The organism is Maritalea sp. (assembly GCF_047634455.1).
GTDB lineage: Bacteria > Pseudomonadota > Alphaproteobacteria > Rhizobiales > Devosiaceae > Maritalea.
The window spans coordinates 51,039-74,545 of sequence record NZ_JBLIAI010000003.1 but is presented as its reverse complement, the minus strand read 5'-3'; the positions used below and the strand labels follow the sequence as shown (position 1 = coordinate 74,545).

The window sequence follows — 23,507 nt, the reverse complement described above, 5'->3', positions numbered from 1 at the left end:
ATGGCACGTATGACAATGATTGAAGCCATCCGCGATGCGATGGACGTAAAGATGGGCCAAGACGACAAGGTCGTGGTTTTTGGCGAAGATGTTGGCTATTTCGGTGGCGTGTTTCGGTGTACTCACGGATTGCAAGAAAAGTACGGCAAAGACCGTTGCTTTGACGCGCCGATTAATGAGAGCGCCATCGTGGGCGCGGGCATTGGGATGGCGACATACGGCATGCGCCCGTGCATTGAAATTCAGTTCGCGGATTATGTGTTGCCAGCTTATGACCAAATCGTCTCCGAAGCAGCACGCATGCGACATCGCTCGAACGGCGAGTTTACCTGCCCAATGGTTATTCGCATGCCAACCGGCGGCGGGATATTTGGCGGTCAAACTCACTCACAAAGCCCAGAAGCTATTTTTACCCATATTAGTGGGCTCAAGACGGTTATTCCGTCCAACCCATATGATGCAAAAGGCTTGCTGATCGCGTCGATTGAAGATGATGATCCTGTGATCTTTTTGGAGCCAAAACGGCTCTACAACGGACCATTTGATGGCCATCATGAATTGGCGGTGACCCCATGGTCAAAGCATGAAATGGGCGAAGTGCCTGAAGGGCACTACACAGTACCCATTGGCAAAGCCCACGTGGTGGAAAAAGGTTCTGACGTCACCATTCTCGCCTACGGCACCATGGTTTATGTGGCCCAAGCGGCCGCACGTGAGCAAAATATTGATGCTGAAATCATCGATTTGCGCAGCCTATTGCCGTTGGATTTGGACACGATTGTCAAATCGGTCGAAAAAACAGGCCGCTGTGTGGTGGTGCATGAAGCGACACTGACGTCAGGTTTTGGCGCTGAATTGGCAGCTCTTGTGCAACAACATTGCTTTTATTCTTTGGAGGCCCCGGTAAGGCGCGTCGCGGGCTGGGATACCCCTTATCCGCATGCGCAAGAATGGGACTATTTCCCCGGCCCCAAACGGGTTGGCAAAGCGCTTAAAGCCACTCTGGAGGCAAAATAATGGGTACGCATGTTATTAAATTGCCCGATGTGGGCGAAGGCGTTGCTGAAGCTGAATTGGTTGAATGGGCTGTGGTGGTCGGCGATGTGGTCGCCGAAGATGACATTATCGGCGCGGTGATGACCGACAAGGCAACCGTTGAAATCCCCTCGCCGGTGCAAGGCACAATTTCTTGGCTTGGAGCTGAGATTGGTGACACGGTGATTGTTGGGGCTGACCTGATCAAAATTGAGATTTTGGGCGAAGGCAATGAGCAGGTGTCGCCTGTCGCGGCTGATCCAACGCCGGCTGCGTCGGTAGCTGAGGTTGCGACTAACGATGTGCCACCGGAACCATCCGGGACTGTAATTGCCCAAACGCCCGCGCCACAGGGCCAGCCGATGGGGAAATCGAACGACGGTAAAGTGTTGGCTTCTCCAGCGGTTAGAAAACGTGGTCAGTTCCTCAATCTTGACCTTTCCCAATTCAAAGGCACTGGACCCGAGGGAATTATTACCCACGAGGATCTTGATCGGCACCTACTAACCTTGCAATCGAGCGGTGGCGTCGCAATGACGCCATACGACAAACCGCAGGGCGCTGAGACGACGCAAATCAAGGTTATTGGTCTACGGCGCAAGATCGCCGAACAAATGAGCCGCGCGCATTCACGTATTCCCCATATTACCTATGTTGAGGAAATAGATGTGACTGAACTTGAAGGCCTGCGGCAAAATCTCAATGACTCACGCGACGATGGTCAGCCCAAACTGAGTTTGTTGCCGTTTTTGATGCGGGCGATGGTATTGGCGATCAAAGACCAGCCCGGCCTTAACGCGCATTACGACGATGAAAACGGCATTATTCATCAACATAAGAGCGTCAATATCGGCATTGCGGCGCAAACCGATAATGGCCTTATGGTACCAGTAGTGCGTGACGTGCAAAATCTTGGCCTTTGGAGCAGTGCGACCGAAATACTACGGCTAGCAGAAGCAGCGCGTAACAATACAGCCAAGCGTGAAGAACTTTCCGGCTCGACCATCACCATAACGTCGCTGGGGAAAATGGGTGGGATCGTGACGACCCCGGTGATCAACCACCCGGAAGTGGCTATTATTGGGGTCAATAAAATGGAGATGAAGCCTGTTTGGGATGGCGAAAAGTTTGTGCCACGCCAAACCATGAACTTGTCTTCAAGTTTTGACCATCGAGTGGTCGATGGCTGGGATGCGGCGGTGTTTATTCAACGGATCAAAACACTTTTGGAAAAGCCACTACTTATTTTTACTTAAACAAAGATATTTTGGACGGCTTTTCTTGCAAAATACTGGGGCCAAATGGCCCCTTTATTTTATCGTAAACACTTTATTACCACTATTCAGTTCATTCTCCTCCTAGCTGGAGAAAACTATGATGACAAATGGTCTTGCGCGCGTACAAACTGAAAACGGTGAAGTTGGTGATGTTAACCTGAATGAACTGGGCCAACGCGCATCAAAGCTAGGCGTTGAAATTGCTGACGTTAATGGCGTTGTTAGCGACCTGAGCGAGATTGGAAAAGCCCAAGCTGGCTATGTTCAGGCGGCTGTAAGTGCTTCCCAGCAAATGGACCGGGCGAATCAACTGCTTTCCTCATCGATGGGTGAAACCAAACAATCAGCCGACCGGGCGCGTGATGTATTGACGCACAGCTCTGAAAAAATATCTGCGACGGTTAAGAGCAGCGCAACAAAAATGCGCGTTTTGAGCGAAAGTGCGATAGAATTCCGCGATACACTCGGTTCGGTCGATGCCACCGCAAAAAAAGTGCAGTCCGCATCTGTATCCATTTCTCAAATTGCCCGCGAAACACAACTTTTGTCGCTTAACGCCAGCGTTGAAGCGGCACGAGCTGGCGATAGCGGCAAAGGCTTTGCCATAATTGCGACAGCCGTCAAAACGTTAGCTGACGAAATTCAAGGCTTTGCCAATCAGAACGCCGAAAACCTTGAAAAATTGATGGAAATCTTGCACGGCTTACAGGAACGAACTGCGGGAAACGTGGATTTGGCAAATACAGCCATAAAGGAAGCCGGTGAGGCAGCACGCACCGGCGAACAGCTCAACGAATTGGTAGATTCTGTCGGCGTGATGGTCAAAGACATTGAAGCGATGACTCAACCCGTTGCTGAAAATCTTAAGGCCGCAAAGTCTATTGGTGAAGAACTTGGTCGTTTAGATGGCACGTTGAAAACGAGTCAAGAACGGTTGAATGTGGCGTCCCAGAGAAGTGAGAATATTCTGGGCATTAGCGAAGACCTGATGGAGTTTATCGTCAATAGTGGCGTAGAAACCGATGACAGCAAATTCATAAAAGCCGCGCAACAAGTTGCGGCCAAAATTGGTAGTATTTTTGAAAACGCCATAGAACGGCGCGACGTTAGCCAATCTGATCTTTTTGACCAAAACTACCGCCCAATTCCAAAAACGGACCCGCAACAATTCACCACCCGATATCTGCATATGACGGATGCGCGTCTTTTGGGATTGCAAGACAGTGTGCTAAAGCTCGACCCACGCGTCGCGTTTAGTGTTGCGGTGGACACAAACGGCTATTTGCCAACGCACAACTCAATCTATTCAAAACCTCAGAGTTCTGATCCCGTTTGGAATGCTGCCAATTGCCGAAACCGACGCATTTTTGATGATCGCACCGGGCTATCGGCTGGACAAAGCACCAAGCCTTTCTTGCTGCAAACATATCGGCGGGACATGGGTGGTGGTAAATTTGCCCTTATGAAGGATGTTTCAGCCCCGATTTACGTGGCGGGTCGCCATTGGGGGGGCCTGCGCATTGGCTATAAAGTTTAGCGATATTTCAAATTTTTGACTTTTTGATAAAAAAATTCGAAATCCGACCAAACACCGCTTGCCTCTTTAAAACATTGCCGACATACTTTAACGCAATATTCAAACGAATATGACGGGGTGAGGATTTGGATCAGGGGGAGGTCCTTCTAAAACTAGAAGGCATTTCAAAATATTACGGGTCGTTCAAAGCTAACGATCAAATTTCGCTGGAAATCCTACCCGGCGAAATTCACGCGCTATTGGGGGAAAATGGCGCGGGCAAATCCACGCTCGTTAAAATGCTATATGGCAGCCTGCAGCCTGACGAAGGTCGGATAATATGGGAGGGCCGTGAGGCTCATATTCCCAATCCAGCGGCCGCACGCGAACTGGGCGTTGGCATGGTGTTTCAGCATTTCTCCTTGTTTAATGCACTTACAGTCGCCGAGAATGTTGCACTAGCACTGCCACCGGGCAAATCTCTAAAACAAGTGGCCAAAGAACTGGAAGAAATCTCTGCTTCTTATGGGCTACCGTTGAAAGCCACTGCCCGCATTCACGACCTCTCTGTTGGCGAACGGCAGCGCGTAGAGATTGTGCGCTGTTTGTTGCAGCACCCAAAATTGATTATCATGGATGAGCCGACATCGGTTTTAACGCCACAAGAAGCCGAGGACTTGTTTAAGGTTTTGCGTCGTTTGTCCAAAGAGGGCAAAGCAATCCTTTATATTTCGCACAAGCTGGCTGAAGTGCAGGCGCTTTGTCAGGAGGCGACAATTTTGCGCCACGGTAAAGTGGTTGGTGAATGTGTCCCCGCACATGAAACCCCGATTAGTTTAGCCAAAATGATGGTCGGGTCAGATATTCACGAGATCTCGCCACGCGACGTGCCCGTGGGGCATGGTGAGGTGATGTTGCAGGTCAACGCGCTTTCCCTGAACGGCATAAGCGGTTTTGATGTCTCGCTCAAAGATATTAATTTCAAACTGCACAAGGGTGAAATTTCTGGCATTGCCGGCATTGCGGGCAATGGGCAAAACGAATTGTTTGATGCGGTGTCCGGTGAGCGGCTAAGTGAAAATGAATGCATACGCATCCATGGTGAACCGGTTGGCAAATTGGGCATTCAGAAGCGCCGGAAAATGGGCGCAATGTACATATCCGAAGAGCGACTTGGGCATGCAGCGGTTCCTGAATTTGCATTGAGCGAGAATGTCATTCTGACCCGGCACGGGTTGGAAGCGAGCCTCAACAAGGGACCATTTGTTTCGCGGCGAGCTGCACGAAAAGTCAAAGACGCCATCGTCGAAAAATTTGACGTGCGCAAGGGATCGGCTGATCCGGCTGCGCAGTCCCTTTCAGGCGGCAACCTGCAAAAATTCGTTTTGGGCCGTGAAGTGATGGGCGACGCCGATATTATCGTGGTGAACCAGCCGACTTGGGGTGTTGATGCGGGTTCAGCTGCACATATCCGACAGACATTGGTCGACTTGGCTGCACAGGGCGCCGCAATTCTGGTTATATCTCAGGATTTGGACGAGCTGTTTGAGGTCTCTGACGCGATTGCGACGCTCAGCGAGGGACAGCTTTCGCCGTTTGTGCCAGCGCGCTCAACAGACCGACATAACATCGGACTACAAATGACCAGTGGAACACTTGAACACGCTTAACGCGAAGTCAGGTTTTCCATTCTGGGGGGAAGGAAAAGTAAATTGAGGTTGGAACTAACGAAACGCAGTGCGCCTTCAAGGTTGATGACGTATCTATCGCCTCTTATTGGGCTCTCGCTGGCATTGATCGCCGGTGCGATCATGTTTTCGTTTCTTGGCAAACCGCCATTGGGCGCACTTTACGCCTATTTCATTGAGCCGATCAGCGAAATGTGGAGTGTGCATGAATTATTGATCAAAGCTGCGCCGCTCATTTTAATGGGTGCTGGTTTGTGTGTTTGTTATCAATCAAACAACTGGAATATTGGCGCTGAAGGTCAAATGATCATGGGCGGCATGGCTGGATCAATATTGCCGGTGATGTTCCCTGAATTTTCGGGCCCATTTGTGCTTCCACTCATGCTTGTGATGGGCGTATTGGGCGGCATGGCATATGGCTTTGTCCCGGCCCTACTGAAGACAAAATTTAAAACCAACGAAATTTTGACCAGCTTGATGCTTGTCTATATCGCGCAATTGTTTCTTGATTGGACCGTTCGCGGACCATGGCGCAATCCACAGGGCCTCAACTTCCCTGAGACCCGCCGCTTTGATGATTTCGCGCGGCTGCCAGAAATGTTCCCGGCCGACGGACGCGCGAATTTTGGCATTGTAATTGCAATTGTTGTGGCGTTACTGATTTGGGTTTTGATGAGCAAGACCATGAAAGGGTTCCAAGTCAAAGTGATTGGCGCGAGCCCAAGAGCTGCGAAATTCGCAGGGTTTGATGCCCAAAAGATGGTGTTCTTTGCTTTTATTCTTGCTGGTGCAACCGCGGGTTTGGCCGGGATTGTCGAAGTGGCTGGTGCCACCGGACAATTGTTGCCAACCATTTCACCAGGTTACGGCTTCACCGCAATCATTGTGGCGTTTTTGGGCCGCATAAACCCCATTGGTGCTATTATTGCGGGACTTGTGCTGGCGCTAACTTTACTGGGTGGCGATGCAGCTCAAATCTCGCTTGGTGTATCCGACAAGGTTGCGCGGGTGTTCCAAGGGCTGATTTTGTTTTTCGTTTTGGCGTGCGACACGCTAATCCTATATCGCATCCGGCTTGTTGGCTCTAAAATTTTGCAAAAGGGAGCCGCGTAATGGGCATGACGGAAGCAATTTTGCTGACCATCGCAACGGCGGCAACCCCTTTGTTAATAGCCGCATTGGGCGAATTGGTTGTGGAACGATCCGGGGTTTTGAACCTTGGGGTTGAAGGCATGATGATTATGGGCGCGGTGGGTGGCTTTGCTGCAGCGAGCCTTACCGGCAACCCGTGGGTTGGGGTTTTGGTGGCGATCCTGTTTGGTGCGCTCACGTCACTCGCGTTCGCTTTTTTGACGTTGTCTTTGGCCGCCAATCAGGTTGCTACCGGGTTGGCCCTTACAATTCTGGGCCTTGGTTTATCTGGACTACTTGGCGAACCATTTGTGGGGCAAGCTGGGGTAAAGCTTGCCAACATTTCCATTCCTGTCTTGACCGATCTGCCGCTGGTCGGGCCACTATTGTTCGGGCAAGATCCGATATTCTATATGTCGATCGCACTGGTGATTGGGGTGGCGTGGTTTTTGTTCAAAACGCGTTTTGGTCTCACTTTGCGCTCAATTGGCGATAACCATATCTCAGCCCATGCGCTGGGCATTCCGGTGTTGCGTTATCGCTATTTCGCGGTGATGTTCGGCGGCGCTTGCGCAGGACTTGCGGGCGGGCACTTGTCGCTGGTCTATACGCCACAATGGGTTGAAAATATGAGTGCTGGACGCGGCTGGATTGCTTTGGCGCTAGTGGTTTTTGCATCTTGGCGGCCCGCGCGGGTTTTGGCTGGTGCTTATTTATTTGGCGCCGTTTCGATTGGCCAACTGCACGCACAAGCATTGGGCGTTGGTGTGCCATCGCAATTGCTGACGGCCCTACCCTATGTGGCCACCATCGTCGTGTTGGTGCTAATTTCGCAAAATGTGCGCACGACCCTCATTAATACGCCGGCCATGTTGGGCCGAGCGTTTGTACCAGAGCGATAGAATCAACTAAGTAAAAACAAGAGAAAATTAACAGGAGGAATTCATGAAAAAACTAATGATTGGTCTGGCAGGTGTCGCTGCAATGACCCTTGGCATGGCTTCCGTTGCAGTTGCGGCCGAAAAAACGAAGGTTTGCTTTGTTTATGTGGGCTCAAAAACTGACGGCGGCTGGACACAAGCACACGACATTGGCCGCCAAGAATTGGAAACGTATTTCGGCGACGAAGTTGAGACTTCCTTTATCGAAAACGTTTCTGAAGGCCCACAAGCCGCAGCGGTAATCGAGCGTTTTGCGCGCGCAAAATGCGATCTGATTTTTACAACAAGCTTTGGCTTTATGGATCAGACATTGGAAGTTGCCGCCAAATTCCCGGATGTGAAATTTGAGCATGCAACGGGCTACAAGAACGCTGCCAACGTAGCGAGCTACAATTCACGTTTTTATGAAGGCCGTTATATCCAAGGTCAAATCGCTGCGAAAACATCAACAAAAGGTGTTGCTGGTTATATCGCTTCATTCCCAATTCCAGAAGTTGTGCAAGGCATCAATGCTTTCACTTTGGGCGCTCAAAGCGTAAATCCAGATTTTAAATTGAAAGTTGTTTGGGTCAACACGTGGTTTGATGCGGGTAAAGAAGCCGATGCTGCGAAAGCTTTGATCGACCAAGGCGTTGACATTTTAACCCAACACACAGATTCAACGGGCCCAATGCAAGTTGCAGCTGAGCGCGGCATCAAAGCGTTTGGTCAAGCATCTGATATGATTTCTGCAGGTCCAAACACACAATTGACTGCGATTGTTGATACGTGGGGCGCGTACTATATCAAGCGCACACAAGCTGTGATGGACGGCACCTGGGAAACACAATCAAGCTGGGATGGATTGGCCGAAGGCATTTTGCAAATGGCACCATACACCAACATGCCAGACGACATAAAAGCAATGGCTGAGGCAACTGAGGCTGCGATCATTTCTGGTGAACTGCATCCCTTCACCGGCCCTGTCATGAAGCAGGATGGTTCTGCTTGGTTGACCGAAGGCGAAATTGCTGAAGACGGCGTTTTGCTTGGCTTGAACTTCTATGTTCAAGGCGTTGACGATCAATTGCCACAATAGGCAAGATACACTGCTAGTTTGGGGGCGGCCTTTGGGTCGCCCTTTTTCTTTGATCGCTTGGTAAAATGCTAGATATCTTTGGCGAACAGCTATATATTTGCGCATGACAAAAAGCCAGATTGATAAACAAACCCTTGCGCGGATGATCAAAGCGGGTGCGAACCAAGAACCAGCCGACTTGGTGATCAAAAACGTGCAACTGCTGGACGTGATGACCGGTGAAATCAATATCTCCGACGTCGCAATCGTTGCTGACCGAATTGTTGGCACCCATTCGAGCTATTCCGGCAATATTGAAATTGATGGCGCGGGCCGTTTCTGTGTGCCAGGTTTCATCGATACCCATTTGCATATTGAAAGCTCGCTGGTCACCCCGCTCGAATTTGATCGCTGCGTTTTACCCTATGGGGTAACGACCGCGATTTGTGATCCGCACGAAATCGCCAATGTGTTGGGCCGAGAAGGTCTTGATTATTTCTTAGCCTCGTCTGAGCGCTCAGTGATGGACATCAAAATCAATCTCTCGTCATGCGTGCCAGCAACAGCGTTTGAAACGTCTGGCGCTGAACTACTGATAGAAGATTTACTGCCTTATCGCGACCACTCAAGTGTGATCGGCTTGGCGGAATTTATGAATTTTCCCGGCGTATTGGCCGTCGCACCCGAAGTGATTGATAAGCTGCACGCTTTCCAAGACGGGCATATTGATGGGCATGCGCCGCTGCTTTCCGGCGATGCATTAAACGGCTATTTGGCGGCCGCGATCCGCACTGACCACGAAGCCACCAGTGCCAATGAAGCGCGGGAAAAGCTAAAAAAAGGCATGGCGATATTAATTCGCGAAGGGTCCGTTTCAAAAGACCTGAATGCACTTGCAGAGGTTTTGGATGAAAATACGTCAAGTTTCATGGCGCTGTGCACCGATGACCGTAACCCGCTCGATATTCACGAAGAGGGACACTTGGATAGTCTCATTCGCCGTCTGATCGCCAAAGGTTGCCCAACACACCACGTCTATCGCGCGGCCAGCACATCTGCGGCACGGATATTTGGTTTGAAAGATCGCGGCATGGTTGCGCCGGGCTGGAAAGCTGACTTTGCGCTTTTGGACAATTTGGAAGAATGCCGGGTTTCAGACGTAATCATGTCTGGCGAACTGGTCACCGCTGAGCGCTTTGCCAAACGCGAAATGGTTGCCCCTGTGGGACTTCAATCCATGAAAGCCCAACGCCAAACAGCCGATAGCTTTAAAGTGCCGGTAAAACCTGGGCGCAACCTCACTCCGATGATGGGCGTCAAGCCAGGGCTGATTTTGACCTTCCGTGAAGAAGGCACATTGCCTGTAGAAAGTGGATTTTTGCTACCGGACATCACACAAGATGCGGTGCAGGTTTCTGTTGTTGAGCGGCACGGCAAGAACGGCAATATTGGACATGGTTTTGTCAAAGGTTTCGGTCTTCAGCGCGGGGCGATTGGTTCTTCGGTCGGGCACGACAGCCACAACATCACCGTGATCGGCGCGACCCACGAAGATATAGCTGTCGCGACCAACCGGATCATCGAAATGCGTGGCGGATTTGTTGTCGCCGACAAGGGTAAAGTGGTGGCTGAGTTGGCGCTACCGATTGCTGGGCTGATGAGCGAACTGGCTTTTGAAGATGTGGCGCACGAATTGGAACGGTTGCGCGCTGCGGCGCACGATCTGGGCTGCGTGTTGCCGGAACCGTTTTTGCAAGTGGCGTTCCTCGCGCTGCCCGTTATCCCGCATCTTAAGATGACAGATCGCGGCTTGTTCGACGTGGATAAGTTTGACTTTGTGGATTAGCGTATTTTATGCGCCCTACTTTAATGCACTGCTAACACACACCGCTGCCCCCCACCCTTAATCCCTCCCCCTAGTGGGGAGGGAAAGACGTGATGCAAAGTGCTTGCGCAACAGTTGCGACAGGAACCTTCGAATGTATTGTTTTGGCGTCCTCAATGTTCATTCGAAGTCACGCCGGACCTCATCCGATTTCCATAACTTGTGCGCCGTCATTGGCCCCTTTAAGTTTCCATCCCCTTGATGGGGAGGGATTAAGGTGGGGTGGAACACAGCAAACTGCCGCACAAGAGCACCCCCCCCACCAATTTGACCCCGGACTTGATCCGGGGTCAATTCTCCGCTTACGCCAGCGTCGACTTCAAAGCCTCACCCGCAACATAGGTCTCAACAATCGCGCGATCATCACCGATGGTTTGTAAGAGGAACAATTCTTCCTCCAACGTGGTCACCGTTTCCATACGCACTTGCATCGCTGGTGTCGCATTGGCGTTGAGCACCACCACGTCCGCATCCGTGCCTTGATTTAGCGTCCCGATTTTTTCTTCCAACGAAAGTGCGCGCGCATTACCCAAAGTTATTTGATAGAATGAAGTCAACGGATTCATGCGTTGGCCCTGCAGATTGAGGATTTTGTAGCCCTCATCCAGCGTGCGCAACATTGAATAATTGGTGCCGCCACCCACATCCGTAGCGATGGCGATGCGGCCCTTGCCTTGAGGCCCAGCGACGCGATCCCAATCGAACAGGCCAGAGCCAATGAACAGGTTTGATGTGGGGCAGAAAACCGCCACGGAACCTGTTTCAATCATGGCGTCGCGCTCACGGTCTTCGAGGTGAATGCAGTGACCGAACAGTGACTTTTTGCCCGCCAAACCATAATGCTGATAAATGCCGAAATAGTCACCCATTGTTGGGTACAGCGCGTTGGTAAATTCAATCTCGTCTCTATTTTCGTTCAGATGGGTTTGAATATGCAGGTCCGAATGTTCTTTGGCCAAGGCCCCGGCCATTTCCAATTGCTCTGGCGAAGAAGTAATCGCAAAGCGCGGCGTAATTGCATAATGAGCGCGGCCCCTACCATGCCATTTTTCAATCAGCGCTTTGCTGTCATCATAGCTTGATTGCGGCGTATCGGTGAGCGCAACCGGCGCCTCTCGATCCATCATTACTTTGCCGCCAAGCATTAGCATGTTGCGCTTTTGCGCTTCTTCGAAATAGGCATCCACAGATTGAGGGTGCACTGAACAATAGGCCACAGCAGATGTAGTACCGTGTCGGATCATCTCGTCATAAAAATGGCCCGTAATTTTTTGAGCATGGGCCAAATCGCCAAAGCGTTGTTCTTCGACAAATGTATATGTGTTGAGCCATTCCAGCAGTGAACCTGCGTAAGACCCAAGCACCTGCATTTGTGTGAAATGGATATGCGGGTCGATGAACCCAGCCATTATGATGTGCGGGCGATGGTCAGTCACTTGCACATGGTCAGGGGCAGATTTGACGATATCGGCAAATTCACCGCGCGCAATAATTTTGCCGTCCTGCAGCAACAACCCGCCATCTTCGATATAAGTGTAACTTTCATGGTCGTCGCGCGCCTTTGGCGCGTCGTTGAAGCTCAAGACGCGTCCGCGCAAAAGTTTTGCTGTCATTTAACTAGCCCTTTTCGGCGCTTTCGAACCAGGTGACAAGCAACTGACGTTCTTCATCGCTAATCTGCGTCACGTTACCCGGCGGCATCGCATGGCTGCGGCCTGCCTGAATGTAGATCTCGTGCGCGTAGGTGGCAATCGCCACATCATTGTCCAAAATCACGTCTTTTGGAGCTTGCGATACACCCTCCCATGCAGGCTCGGCCGTATGGCACATCGAGCAGCGTCCCAACACAGTGTCCCGTGCCTCTTCGAAATATGATGAGGCCATCATGATCTCAGCTTGCTTGGAGGCCACGGTATCCTTTGTTATGCCACCCGCTTTTGGGTTGGTCGACAGCCACATGATGCCAATAAATAGCAAAGCGGCAACAAACCAAGTCCAATAAAGATTTTCACCCTTCATGTGTTTGGTGTTGAAGAAATGCCGGATTAAAACGCCAATCAAGAAGATCAGCGATGCAATCACCCAGTTATATTCTGTAGCAAATGCCAATGGATAATGAGTTGCGAGCATCAAGAACAAAACCGGCAGCGTCAGGTAATTGTTATGCACCGAACGCTGCTTGGATTGTTTGCCCAAGGCCGGGTCCGGTGACTTGCCGGCTTTTAGGTCATCGACGATGATCTTTTGGTTCGGGATGATGATGAAAAACACGTTGGCCGACATGATGGTAGCGGTAAACGCGCCCAAATGCAGCAATGCTGCACGACCGGTAAACAGTTGCGTATAGCCCCATGCCATGGCCACCAACACCACGAATAGGAACATCATCAAACCAATGTCAGATTTACCCAACGGGGATTTGCAAAGCTGATCGTAGATCAGCCAACCAACCGTTAGCGACGCAATCGAAATAAGGATGGCAACCGGGGACGAAACATCAAGCACATTGCGGTCGATCAGATAAAGATCGGCGCCCACATAGTAAACAATAGCGAGCATGGCAAAGCCAGAAAGCCAAGTGGAATAGGCTTCCCACTTAAACCAAATCAGATGCTCCGGCATGTTACTGGGCGCAACCATGTATTTTTGGATGTGATAGAACCCACCGCCATGCACTTGCCATTCTTCACCTTGCACGCCTTTTGGCAGGCTTTCGTGCTTGCGCAGCCCCAAATCAAGCGCGATAAAATAGAAACTAGAGCCGATCCAAGCGATGCCAGCGATCACGTGCAACCAGCGCACGCCAAAACTAAGCCATTCAAACATGATTGCACTATCTGGCATGTTCTATCCCCCGAGAGTTCTTTGCTGTGGTCAGTTGCCCTGCTTGATCCAAAGCTTGTATTATTTGCGCGGCCACGAGTGCTGCAATCACCTCTGGCCGCTTGTCTGTCACCGAAGCGCCGCCGATCGGGCAAACCAAATCCGTCGCCAGAACAGCACGATCATATGTCTCAATGAGCCAATTGGAAAACACCGCGCGCTTGGTTTTTGATCCGATCATGCCAACATAGCCGAATTTGCCCCGCGCTAGTGCTTCGCCAACGATCAGAAAATCAAGCGCGTGATCGTGGGTCAGCACCACGATGGCGCTGCCAGGTTTTGCACGGCGCACTTCTGCTTCTGGCAGCGGAGACAGTCGGTTTTCAACGCCTGAGATGTTTGGCAATTCGCTTTTTCGTTGGTCGATCAATATCGGGTTTACGGGCAGCAGCGCCAGCGTTTGCGCCAATGCTTTGCCCACATGCCCCGCGCCAAAAATCAGAATATCTGGTTGCGCTGAAAGTTCCTTTTCGTGCCGCGTCAAAATTACGGCTTTGTCTTTGACAATCTCAAGTTCAATCTCTACCTGCCCACCACAACATTGGCCAATTTCCGGTCCCAACGGTACAGTGCAAGTCTTCTTACCAATGCTCAGCCGCAGCATTTTACGAGACTCATCGGTCATCATATATTCGAGCTGCCCGCCACCAATTGTGCCAATAACACTTTGCAAACTGACCAGCATCCACGCGCCAACATCGCGCGGCGACGAGCCTCTTACGCCAGTTACCTGCACATCAATTGCTGGACCAGCGTCAAGGAATATTCGTAGCTGATCGGAGGTCAAGCGCATGGGTTAGTTCCCCTTGAGCCTTTGCACCGCCATCAATATCCGTTCTGGCGTGGCGGGTGAATCAAGACGCGGGCATGTTTTGTAATCTGCAACCGAGGCCACGGCCATCGACAATGCTTCAAGCACAGAAATCGCGAGCATAAGGGGCGGTTCGCCCACCGCCTTTGATCGGCGAATGGTTTGGGCGGTATTTTCTGACCAATTCACCAAATTGACGTTGAACTGGCGCGGGCGGTCAGAGGCAACAGGTATTTTGTAGGTGGATGGCGCGTGGGTTTTGAGTTGCCCGTCTTTTAACCACCATAATTCTTCTGTTGTCAGCCAGCCCATGCCTTGCACGAACGCACCTTCAACTTGGCCTTTGTCGATTGCTTCATTAATAGAGCGACCAACATCGTGCAAAATATCAACGCGCTCAACGAAATATTCGCCCGTCAAGGTATCAATCACCACCTCAGAAACTGCGGCACCATAGGAGAAGTAATAAAAGGGCGTACCCTTGCCGCTGTCGCGGTCCCAATGAATGTCCGGGGTTTTGTAAAACCCTGTGGCAGATAATTGCACACGGTTCATATAGGCGTCTTTAACCAGATCCGCGAAGGGGATTTTATGTTCCCCAAGATGTAAATGATTGTTGATAAATCGCGCTTCTGCGGGACCAACACCATATTTTTCTGTGGCAAAGGCGACCAATTTGCCTTTGATCTGCTGGGCAGCGTCCGCGGCCGCCATGCCGTTCAAATCGGTGCCTGACGATGCTGCGGTGGCCGAGGTGTTGGGGATTTTGTCGGTACGGGTTGCGGTAACTTTAATGTTTGCAATATCAACCTGAAACTCGTCTGCAACCACTTGGGCGATTTTGGTGTAAAGCCCTTGGCCCATTTCTGTGCCGCCGTGATTGATCTGCATCGATCCGTCGCTATAAACATGCAGCAACGCACCAGCTTGGTTGTACCAAGTGGCGGTAAATGAAATGCCGAATTTCACCGGTGTGAGCGCTATGCCCCGTTTAAGTATGCGGCTGGTTTTGTTGAACTCTAAGACAGCTTCGCGCCGATCTTGATAGTCTGCACTTTCTTCCAACTCATCAACAATGCGTTCAATGATACTGTCTTTGACCACTTGATGGTAGGGCGTGAGGTTTTTACCCTCGCCACCATAAAAATTTGCGCGGCGCACTTCGAGCGGGTCTTTGCCCAACGCATAGGCAATTTCTTCGATCATTCGTTCACCGCCCAGCATGCCTTGTGGGCCGCCAAAACCACGAAATGCTGTGTTTGACACAGTATTGGTTTTTAACGGTTTTGAGCGCAACTCAACCTCTGGTATGAAATAGCAATTGTCGGCATGAAATAGCGCGCGGTCCGTCACCGGGCCGGATAGATCGGCTGAAAATCCGCAACGGGCGGCAAATTCGGCGTCCACGGCTAGAATTTTTCCATCCGCATCAAAACCCACATCATAACTTGCCACGAAGTCGTGTCGCTTGCCGGTGGCCACCATATCGTCATCACGGTCAGGGCGAATTTTGACGGCCACGCCGAGCTTTTTTGCAGCGACCGCAACAACAGCTGCGAACAGACTGCCTTGTGTTTCTTTGCCACCAAAGCCGCCGCCCATGCGCCGCACATGCACATTAACCGCGTTGGCCGAAACGCCAAGCACATGGCCAACCATATGTTGAATTTCGGTTGGGTGTTGGGTGGAAGAAAAAACCGTGACGTCATCGTCTTCGCCCGGCACCGCCATGGCGATATGGCCTTCAAGATAGAAATGATCTTGCCCGCCAATTTCCATTTCACCTTTGATGCGCATGGGCGCTTTTTCAAGTGCTGGTGCGGGCTCGCCACGTTTTAATCTGAGTGGTTTTGTGACCAGTTCACCGCCATTGGCTAACGCCGATTTCACATCAAGAAACGGCGCTTCACCGGCATAGTCGATCTTTGCGAGGTGCGCCGCTCGGCGGGCTTGGTCGCGGGTTTTGGCCACAACGGCAAATAGAGGTTGTCCGTAAAAATGCACTTCGCCTTTGGCAAATACTGGTTCGTCATGCAACCCTGTTGGGCTCACGTCATTTTCACCGGGAATATCGGCGCCCGTCAACACGTCAACGACACCATGCGCATGCCGCACAGCGTCCAAATCCATCGCCAAGATTTTACCGCGCGCGCAGGTTGATAGACCGAGATAGGCATGCAAGGTGCCCGCAGGCTCAATCATATCGTCAAGATATTCAGCGCGACCGGATACATGCTTGTGCGCTGATTCATGTTCAATCGGTTGGTGAGTGCCGCCTTTGATTTGTTCGCTCATGACAGCGCCTCCAAGGTTGCTGCTTGGTGCAATTCATCAAGGCTGAACGCATTTTCATCAGCATGTTCCAAGTAGAACCGTTCGAGCAAGTTTTGCGTCACGGCCAACCGATAATCGGCCGAAGCGCGCCAATCTGAGAGCGGTGCGTAGTCATCGGCGAAGCTTGGTTTCGCGTCCAAAATGGATCGCTCTGACCAAGGCGCACCGATCAGTGCCTGCTCGACATGCGTTGCGCGTTTCGGTGTTGCGGCCATGCCGCCAAAGGCAATGCGAATATCTGCGATCCGACCGTCTTCAATTTTGGCGCTAAACGCGCCACAAACCGCTGAAATGTCCTCATCCCGACGTTTTGAAATCTTGTAGGTGGCAAATATTTGATCGTCTGGGGGCAATGGGATGTGAATCTGTTCAACGAATTCACCCTGCGCTCGGTCTTGTTTGCCATAAGCAACAAAATATTTTTCAAGCTCGATTGTCCGGCGCTCATTGGCTTTGCGCAATGTTATTGTTGCTTTAAGCGCAATCAGCGGCGGAGGCGTATCGCCGATTGGAGAACCATTGGCGATGTTGCCGCCAACCGTCCCCATATTGCGCACCTGTTCGCCGCCAATGCGCCGCCAGAACTGGGAGAGCTGGGGCAGATAATTATCAATTGTCGCCAGCATGTCGGTGTAACTCGCGCCGCCGTAGACAATAATCGCGTCGTCGGTAACTTTGATTTTGCGGAAATCGTTGAGGCGGGAAGTAAAGATCACCGGTGAAATATCGCGCATAAATTTGGTCACCCACAGCCCCACATCGGTGGAGCCAGCGACGATTGTCGCCTTAGGATTTTTCGCATAGAGCATAGCGAACTGATCAAGCGTGGCTGGCGCGTAAAACATTTCGCTACCGCTTTCAACTTCCAACATTTGATCGTCTTGCAGATTGGACAGTTGCTCAATTATTTGGTCACGCTCTGCAATCAGATAATCTTCGTGCAGTTTGCCGTGCGCGCCAATATCCCGCGCCGCTTTGATGATTGGCTCGTAGCCAGTGCAACGGCATAGGTTGCCCTGCAAATAGCGTTCGATGGTGGCCACATCTGGCTCAAATTCGCTCATCCACATGGCATAAAGCGACATCACAAACCCGGGTGTGCAAAAACCGCATTGGGAGCCGTGATGTTCAACCATCGCTTGTTGGATTGGGTGCGGCGCACCGTCTTTGCCTTTTAAGTGCTCAATCGTGATCACATGACAGCCATCAAGCGATCCGACAAATCGGATGCATGAATTTACGCTCTCATATGTCAGCTCGTCGCCAGCAAGCCGCCCAACCAGCACAGTGCATGCCCCACAATCGCCTTCCGCACAGCCTTCTTTGGTGCCGCGCAAGGTTTGATTGAGCCGCAAGAAATCCAACAGGGTTTCAGTGGCGAGCACATCATTTGTTTCAATCAATTGATCGTTGAGCAGAAATTTTAGCGTGTGGCGCGTGGTCACGAATTAGCTCCCGCGGTAAGTTGAATAGCTGTAGGGCGAAACCAGCAGCGGCACATGATAATGAGCGGTATCATCTGCTACGACGAATTGGATCGGCACGACATCCAGAAACTGGCCGTTTTCAAGGACCGTGTTTTGCGCTGTGAAATAGTCTGAAACGTGAAAGCGCAATTCATAGCGCCCTTTGCGTAGCGTGTTCGCGTCTCGCATGGGCGCTTCGCATCGGCCATCTGCATTAGTGACAGTGCTCACAAGTGGAACATCACTAGCGACATCAAGATCAAACAGTTCGATTTTCATACCTGCCGCCGGACAGCCACGGGCTGTGTCCAAAACGTGCGTTGTCAGCTTCCCGCTGGAATTATTGTTGGCCATCAACTCCCCCTGTTGTTCGCTATTTCCTTCAAATGATGGGTCAAAGTCAAGAAATTTTAACAAATGGTCAAAAATTTGAAAGTGTAATATGTTCGTATCCGCGTAGTTGCGCGATTGACCAAATCAGGCGCGCACTACATCTTAGCAAATAGATTTCACTTTGGCGCACATTTCGCCAAGGCACAGAATAGCAGGCAGACCATTGTGACAAAATCAATTCGATATGACCGCGACATGCTGGGCTATGGCGCCAATCCGCCAGCAGCCAATTGGCCAAATGACGCGAAAATTGCCGTGCAATTTGTCGTAAACTACGAAGAAGGCGGCGAGAACTGCGTGCTGCATGGTGATGCGGCATCGGAAGCCTTTTTGTCAGAAATCGTTGGCGCGCAGCAATGGGTTGGGCAACGCCACTGGAACATGGAAAGCATATATGAATATGGATCGCGCGCTGGGTTTTGGCGACTGCATCGCCTGTTCACGGCGCTAGACGTCCCGGTCACCGTCTATGGTGTCGCGACAGCCCTTGCCCGGTCGCCCGAACAAGTCGCCGCCATGCAAGATGCGAATTGGGAAATTGCTTCACATGGGTTGAAATGGATTGAATATAAAGACTTCTCTCGCGACGATGAGGCTGCGCATATGCGCGACGCCATCCAGCTCCATTATGAAGTGACGGGTGATTATCCAAAAGGATGGTACACGGGACGATGCTCGGCCAACACGGTTGATCTGGCCAGTGAAATTGGCGAATTCGCCTATGTGTCCGACAGCTATGCCGATGATTTACCCTATTGGTATGATGGGGGCGACAAAGCCCAGCTGGTCATTCCCTATACGCTGGATACCAACGATATGCGGTTTGCCGCTATCCAAGGGTTTAACTCTGGCGATCAGTTCTATTGCTATTTGAAAGACAGTTTTGACAGTCTTTATGCTGAGGGTGTGGCGGACGCGCCCAAAATGCTCAATATCGGATTGCACTGTCGGCTGGTCGGTCGCCCCGGACGAATCGCTGCGCTAAAGCGTTTCATCGAATATGTGCAAAGCCATGATGATGTGTGGATCGCCAAACGGATTGAAATTGCTGACCATTGGGCGAAGACCAATCCGTTTGAAAAATTTGAAGGGCGTCCATCCACCCTGACCAAACCGCTGTTTGTGGAAAAATTTGGTGGAGTGTTCGAGCATTCACCGTGGATCGCCAAACGCGCCTATGAACGAGAATTCGGCGCGGCGCACGATACAGCGATTGGCGTGCATTCTTTGCTGGCGGCTGAGTTTCGCAAGGCGAGCAACGATGAGCGATTAAGCGTTTTGCGCGCCCACCCAGACCTCGCTGGCAAGCTGGCAACGGCGAAAAGACTGACCGCAGAATCAACGTCCGAACAGGCTTCGGCTGGCTTAGACGCGCTAACCGACAACGAGCGTGCGCGGTTTAGCGAACTCAATTCTGCTTATGTTGACAAGCACGGATTTCCCTTCATCATCGCAGTAAAGGGCCTAAACAAAGCCGACATCCTTGCGCAGTTTGAAAAGCGCATCCACAATGACAGTGAAACCGAATTCTTGACCGCCTGCAAACAGGTGGAGCGGATTGCATTGCTGCGATTAAAGGACATGTTGACTTAAAATGAGCCATTCGAAGTATTACGCCCCCACCGGCGGCTTGCCGCCACAAAGTCAATTGATGACGGGACGCGCGATTTTTACCGACGCCTATGCGATGATCCCAAAAGGGGTGATGAGTGACATCGTAACGTCATATTTGCCACATTGGGACGATAGTCGCGCGTGGATTATCGCTCGACCTTTGTCTGGTTTTGCCGAAACCTTTGCGCAATATATTGTTGAAGTGGCCCCCGGCGGTGGTTCAAACCGACCTGAACCCGACCCAAAAGCTGAGGCGGTTTTGTTTGTGGTTGAAGGCGAATTGGACCTTGAAATTGATGGTGCCAAGCACCGCATGGCCGAGGGTGGCTATGCTTACATTCCCCCATCTGCTGATTGGTCCGTCTTTAATCACACAGATCACCCGACAAAATTCCATTGGATCCGCAAACAATATGAGGCGGTGGAAGGGATCGACCACCCAGTCGCCTTTGTGACCAATGAAAAGCTTACCCCCGCCAATCCAATGCCTGACACCAATGGTGCCTGGGCAACCACACGTTTTGTTCAGCCAGACGATTTGCGGCACGACATGCATGTGAACATTGTCACGTTTGAGCCGGGTGGCGTGATCCCGTTTGAAGAAACCCACGTGATGGAACACGGGCTTTATGTCTTAGAGGGCAAAGCGGTCTATAAACTCAATTCAGATTGGGTTGAGGTTGAAGCGGGTGATTTTATGTGGCTACGCGCTTTTTGCCCACAAGCCTGCTATGCGGGCGGACCCGGTAAATTCCGCTATTTGCTGTATAAAGACGTCAATCGACATCCCAAGCTCAGCTTGGGGGGCTAGGCTATGGAACGCATTGAAATTATCCCGTTGACCGAAGAGCTGTTCGCGCCATTTGGCGAAGTTATCGATTTGAACAAAGCCGAGAACTACCCAATCAACAATGGCATGTGCACCCGGTTCAACGATTTAGCCACCATCGAATTGGGCGGCAAAGACGCCCGTCCGCTTGTGAATGTTTTTCGCGGCAAGCCATATGACTTACCACTGCACTTGAAAATGGTGGAACGGCATCCGCTAGGTTCCCAAGCTTTTATCCCGATGACCAAACGGCCATTTTTGGTCATTGTGGCTCCGGACACCGACGGTGTGCCTGGTAAACCCCTGGCGTTTCTCACCAAACCCGGACATGGCGTCAATATTGGGCAAAATGTCTGGCATGGTGTGTTGACCCCTTTGGGCGAACAGAGTGATTTCGTGGTGATCGATCGCGGTGGACGTGGCGAAAACTTAGAAGAGCATTTCTTCGAAAATGGCTTTATTGTTGACTTTGCGGAGTAGTTAGCGCCGATCCAATTTCCGGCCCAACACAAGCGAGCTTTGGGTGCGGCGCACGCCGGGGATCAAGGCAATTTCGTCAATCACTTCGTCGATATCTTCGAGTTGTGGCGCTTCGATGGAAACCAAAAGGTCAAATTCACCACTGATCGCCAAACTCAATTTCACTTCGGGGAAACTGGCGAGTTTTTGATTGATCTGCTTGTTTTGTTGCTGCAGCACTTCGATCAATACAAAGGCCTCGACCATTTGTTGACCCGGGTCTTGGGCAAGTTTGACGGTGTAGCCGGTGATATAGCCTAAGCGCTCGAGCCTTGTAATCCGCTCATGCACCGTGGTGCGGGCAATGCCGAGTTTTTTGGCAATGTCCGAGGTTTTGGCGCGCGCATTGGCTTGCAGCAACGCCACAAGTTCACGATCCAAATCATCCCGCAACGCCTTATAGCCCAAAACATCCTCCTTGGTATTTTGGCGATTATCCGACAAAATGACGAAATAGTCCAATATTATTTTGTGCCGACATTTCAAGAGGTTTAAGGTTAATCAAATCCTAATGACTGACAAAATGTCGGAATTTCGATGAAATATCCGTCATTATAACGGGGTTTTGGCTTTTGCGCTTCTGTTATCCGACATTCAAATCCGGCACAATTGTCCTCAATACAGTTTTCCAACTTGAGGAATAGATATGAATTGGGAAGTTTTGATTGTTGGCGGCGGAAATATCGGCCGTATGGTGGCAGTAATTTTGCAGAGCGCGCCTGAGTTTAACGTTACCATTGCCGACGCAGATGACAAGATGCTTGAGCAAGTTGCTGCGTTGGGCATTGCCACAAAAAAGGTCGATGTGGGTAACGAGGCCGAACTTTTAGCGGCATTAGCAGGCAAAAACGCAGTTTTAAGCGCTGCGCCCTATTTCTTGACGCCTGCAATCGCAACGGCGGCTAAAAAAGCTGGTGCGAATTATTTCGACCTCACCGAGGATGTGAAATCCACCAAATTTGTGATGGATTTGGCCAAAGACGCCAAATCAGCCTTTATGCCACAATGCGGTTTGGCCCCCGGATTTGTCGGCATTGCGGGCTACCACCTCGCCAAACAGTTTGACACAATTGAAGACCTTTCCATGCGTGTTGGCGCGCTACCGCGTTACCCAACAAATGCGCTGAAATACAATCTGACCTGGTCAACCGAAGGCTTAGTCAATGAATATTGCAACCCGTGCGAAGCCTTGGTTGATGGTCAACTCAAAGAAGTGGCCCCGCTTGAAAACCTTGAGAACTTCTCCCTGGATGGCATTGACTACGAGGCGTTCAACACATCGGGCGGTTTGGGCACCTTGTGCGATACGCTGGCGGGCCGCGCGCAGAACGTTTCCTACCGTTCGATCCGCTATCCGGGTCACCGCGATATTCTCAACATTCTATTGAATGATTTGAAATTGAATAAGCGCCAAGACTTGATGTGCGAAATTTTCGAGAACGGGCTGCCACGCACCCGTCAGGACCAAGTGACCGTGTTTTGCACGGCAACGGGCATGGTTGATGGGCAATTTGAAGAGCGCTCGTTCGTCAACGTTTCAACAGCCATGGATGTGGCTGGCCACAATTGGAGCGCCATTCAAATCACCACCGCTGCCGGCGTTACCGCGGCAATGGATTTGATGCGTCTTGGCCGTTTGCCACAAGCGGGCTTTGTGCGGCAAGAACAAATTGACCTGGACGCATTTTTGGCCAACCGTTTCGGGGCGCTTTATCTGGGTAAACCGTTCGAAACGGAACATACAACATCAAAAGCGGCGTAAACCGCAGCCCCAGACGATATGTGCATTATGTAAAATCTACATGCACAATATGTAACAAGGAGGGTCACTTTTGAGCAATTATTTGACTATTCAAACGATTGCTGACCCTTCATAATCAGAATTCGCAATGTCGGCCAAGCGCTGACATTGCGATGGTCACGCAAAAGGGTGATCAGTTTTTGGTTGGAGGGCCAAAAACAAATGCACTTGGTTCTTTGGGTATAGAATCTGTGCAAATGGAGGGAGGAAGATGGCAAGCTTTTCAAGCCAGTTGTGGGCACACCACATATTGGACGCCATGCATTTTGTTGCGTGCCGCGCTTATGTACGTCTTGTACACAACCAAAAAACCAGACTGAACAAAGA

Annotated in this window: 19 protein-coding genes; 12 read left to right on the top strand and 7 right to left on the bottom strand. The window is 51.0% G+C overall.

Going from position 1 to position 23,507, the window contains the following annotated elements; all coding sequences use genetic code 11:
• The 8 genes from ACJAZW_RS01945 to ade all read left to right on the top strand — a co-directional run bounded on the left by ACJAZW_RS01945 (position 1) and on the right by ade (position 10,491).
• Positions 1-1,017 (top strand): alpha-ketoacid dehydrogenase subunit beta, encoded by a 1,017-nt coding sequence (locus ACJAZW_RS01945; RefSeq protein ID WP_415155173.1) that lies wholly within the window; start codon positions 1-3, stop codon positions 1,015-1,017.
• Positions 1,017-2,291: a dihydrolipoamide acetyltransferase family protein gene (locus tag ACJAZW_RS01940; RefSeq protein ID WP_415155172.1), complete on the top strand. Its 1,275-nt coding sequence runs from the start codon at positions 1,017-1,019 to the stop codon at positions 2,289-2,291. The genes ACJAZW_RS01945 and ACJAZW_RS01940 overlap by 1 nt, the downstream gene beginning before the upstream one ends.
• A 118-nt stretch (positions 2,292-2,409) precedes the next feature.
• Entirely contained in the window at positions 2,410-3,849 is a 1,440-nt protein-coding gene (locus ACJAZW_RS01935; RefSeq protein WP_415155171.1) for a methyl-accepting chemotaxis protein, read from the top strand.
• Between the two features lie 125 nt (positions 3,850-3,974).
• A complete protein-coding gene (locus tag ACJAZW_RS01930) occupies positions 3,975-5,498 on the top strand; it encodes an ABC transporter ATP-binding protein (protein WP_415155170.1) in 1,524 nt (507 codons plus the stop codon).
• Between the two features lie 42 nt (positions 5,499-5,540).
• A complete protein-coding gene (locus ACJAZW_RS01925; RefSeq protein ID WP_415155169.1) occupies positions 5,541-6,629 on the top strand; it encodes an ABC transporter permease in 1,089 nt (362 codons plus the stop codon).
• The gene (locus ACJAZW_RS01920; protein ID WP_415155168.1) at positions 6,629-7,549 is read left to right on the top strand and encodes an ABC transporter permease; all 921 of its coding nucleotides are present in this window, start codon (positions 6,629-6,631) and stop codon (positions 7,547-7,549) included. Before ACJAZW_RS01925 ends, ACJAZW_RS01920 begins: the two co-directional genes overlap by 1 nt.
• A gap of 43 nt (positions 7,550-7,592) precedes the next feature.
• The gene (locus ACJAZW_RS01915; protein ID WP_415155167.1) at positions 7,593-8,666 is read left to right on the top strand and encodes a BMP family ABC transporter substrate-binding protein; all 1,074 of its coding nucleotides are present in this window, start codon (positions 7,593-7,595) and stop codon (positions 8,664-8,666) included.
• A 103-nt stretch (positions 8,667-8,769) separates the two neighbouring features.
• The gene (gene ade, locus ACJAZW_RS01910) at positions 8,770-10,491 is read left to right on the top strand and encodes an adenine deaminase (RefSeq protein WP_415155166.1); all 1,722 of its coding nucleotides are present in this window, start codon (positions 8,770-8,772) and stop codon (positions 10,489-10,491) included.
• 341 nt (positions 10,492-10,832) lie between these two features.
• Here the strand turns inward: ade and guaD are convergent, their stop codons facing one another.
• From guaD to uraH, 6 genes are read right to left on the bottom strand one after another with little or no spacing between them, the layout of a single operon-like run.
• Positions 10,833-12,143 carry a guanine deaminase gene (gene guaD, locus ACJAZW_RS01905; protein WP_415155165.1) on the bottom strand — a complete coding sequence of 437 codons (1,311 nt, stop codon included), beginning with the start codon at positions 12,141-12,143 and terminating at the stop codon, positions 10,833-10,835.
• Positions 12,144-12,147: 4 nt separating this feature from the next.
• On the bottom strand, positions 12,148-13,374 hold the full coding sequence (locus ACJAZW_RS01900) for a urate hydroxylase PuuD (RefSeq protein ID WP_415155164.1): 1,227 nt from the start codon (positions 13,372-13,374) through the stop codon (positions 12,148-12,150).
• Complete coding sequence (gene xdhC, locus ACJAZW_RS01895) at positions 13,364-14,206, bottom strand: xanthine dehydrogenase accessory protein XdhC (protein WP_415155163.1); 843 nt, start codon at positions 14,204-14,206, stop codon at positions 13,364-13,366. Before xdhC ends, ACJAZW_RS01900 begins: the two co-directional genes overlap by 11 nt.
• Positions 14,207-14,209: 3 nt before the next feature.
• A complete protein-coding gene (gene xdhB, locus ACJAZW_RS01890) occupies positions 14,210-16,519 on the bottom strand; it encodes a xanthine dehydrogenase molybdopterin binding subunit (protein WP_415155162.1) in 2,310 nt (769 codons plus the stop codon).
• Positions 16,516-18,003 (bottom strand): xanthine dehydrogenase small subunit, encoded by a 1,488-nt coding sequence (gene xdhA, locus ACJAZW_RS01885; protein ID WP_415155161.1) that lies wholly within the window; start codon positions 18,001-18,003, stop codon positions 16,516-16,518. The genes xdhB and xdhA overlap by 4 nt, the downstream gene beginning before the upstream one ends.
• 3 nt (positions 18,004-18,006) lie before the next feature.
• Positions 18,007-18,378, bottom strand: coding sequence for a hydroxyisourate hydrolase (gene uraH / locus ACJAZW_RS01880; protein ID WP_415155160.1), 372 nt, complete (start codon positions 18,376-18,378; stop codon positions 18,007-18,009).
• A 216-nt stretch (positions 18,379-18,594) separates the two neighbouring features.
• Between uraH and puuE the strand changes: the two genes are divergently transcribed.
• From puuE to ACJAZW_RS01865, 3 genes are read left to right on the top strand one after another with little or no spacing between them, the layout of a single operon-like run.
• On the top strand, positions 18,595-20,010 hold the full coding sequence (gene puuE / locus ACJAZW_RS01875; RefSeq protein ID WP_415155236.1) for an allantoinase PuuE: 1,416 nt from the start codon (positions 18,595-18,597) through the stop codon (positions 20,008-20,010).
• Position 20,011: 1 nt separating this feature from the next.
• On the top strand, positions 20,012-20,842 hold the full coding sequence (locus ACJAZW_RS01870) for a bifunctional allantoicase/(S)-ureidoglycine aminohydrolase (RefSeq protein WP_415155159.1): 831 nt from the start codon (positions 20,012-20,014) through the stop codon (positions 20,840-20,842).
• Between the two features lie 3 nt (positions 20,843-20,845).
• Positions 20,846-21,340: an ureidoglycolate lyase gene (locus ACJAZW_RS01865; RefSeq protein ID WP_415155158.1), complete on the top strand. Its 495-nt coding sequence runs from the start codon at positions 20,846-20,848 to the stop codon at positions 21,338-21,340.
• Here ACJAZW_RS01865 and ACJAZW_RS01860 read toward each other — a convergent pair whose 3' ends face one another.
• Positions 21,341-21,787, bottom strand: coding sequence for an Lrp/AsnC family transcriptional regulator (locus ACJAZW_RS01860; protein WP_415155157.1), 447 nt, complete (start codon positions 21,785-21,787; stop codon positions 21,341-21,343).
• A gap of 238 nt (positions 21,788-22,025) precedes the next feature.
• Here ACJAZW_RS01860 and ACJAZW_RS01855 point away from each other — a divergent pair, with 238 nt between their 5' ends.
• Complete coding sequence (locus ACJAZW_RS01855) at positions 22,026-23,141, top strand: saccharopine dehydrogenase family protein (RefSeq protein ID WP_415155156.1); 1,116 nt, start codon at positions 22,026-22,028, stop codon at positions 23,139-23,141.
• Positions 23,142-23,507 lie beyond the last annotated feature (366 nt).

Bases quoted from the DNA above. Each gene is read 5' to 3' on its own strand.
- uraH (WP_415155160.1), bottom strand. From the start codon at position 18,378: ATGGCCAACAATAATTCCAGCGGGAAGCTGACAACGCACGTTTTGGAC.
- ACJAZW_RS01900 (WP_415155164.1), bottom strand. From the start codon at position 13,374: ATGCCAGATAGTGCAATCATGTTTGAATGGCTTAGTTTTGGCGTGCGC.
- ACJAZW_RS01940 (WP_415155172.1), top strand. From the start codon at position 1,017: ATGGGTACGCATGTTATTAAATTGCCCGATGTGGGCGAAGGCGTTGCT.
- ade (WP_415155166.1), top strand. From the start codon at position 8,770: ATGACAAAAAGCCAGATTGATAAACAAACCCTTGCGCGGATGATCAAA.
- ACJAZW_RS01855 (WP_415155156.1), top strand. From the start codon at position 22,026: ATGAATTGGGAAGTTTTGATTGTTGGCGGCGGAAATATCGGCCGTATG.
- ACJAZW_RS01870 (WP_415155159.1), top strand. From the start codon at position 20,012: ATGAGCCATTCGAAGTATTACGCCCCCACCGGCGGCTTGCCGCCACAA.
- ACJAZW_RS01935 (WP_415155171.1), top strand. From the start codon at position 2,410: ATGATGACAAATGGTCTTGCGCGCGTACAAACTGAAAACGGTGAAGTT.
- ACJAZW_RS01920 (WP_415155168.1), top strand. From the start codon at position 6,629: ATGGGCATGACGGAAGCAATTTTGCTGACCATCGCAACGGCGGCAACC.
- ACJAZW_RS01915 (WP_415155167.1), top strand. From the start codon at position 7,593: ATGAAAAAACTAATGATTGGTCTGGCAGGTGTCGCTGCAATGACCCTT.
- guaD (WP_415155165.1), bottom strand. From the start codon at position 12,143: ATGACAGCAAAACTTTTGCGCGGACGCGTCTTGAGCTTCAACGACGCG.
- ACJAZW_RS01865 (WP_415155158.1), top strand. From the start codon at position 20,846: ATGGAACGCATTGAAATTATCCCGTTGACCGAAGAGCTGTTCGCGCCA.
- xdhC (WP_415155163.1), bottom strand. From the start codon at position 14,206: ATGCGCTTGACCTCCGATCAGCTACGAATATTCCTTGACGCTGGTCCA.
- xdhB (WP_415155162.1), bottom strand. From the start codon at position 16,519: ATGAGCGAACAAATCAAAGGCGGCACTCACCAACCGATTGAACATGAA.
- ACJAZW_RS01945 (WP_415155173.1), top strand. From the start codon at position 1: ATGGCACGTATGACAATGATTGAAGCCATCCGCGATGCGATGGACGTA.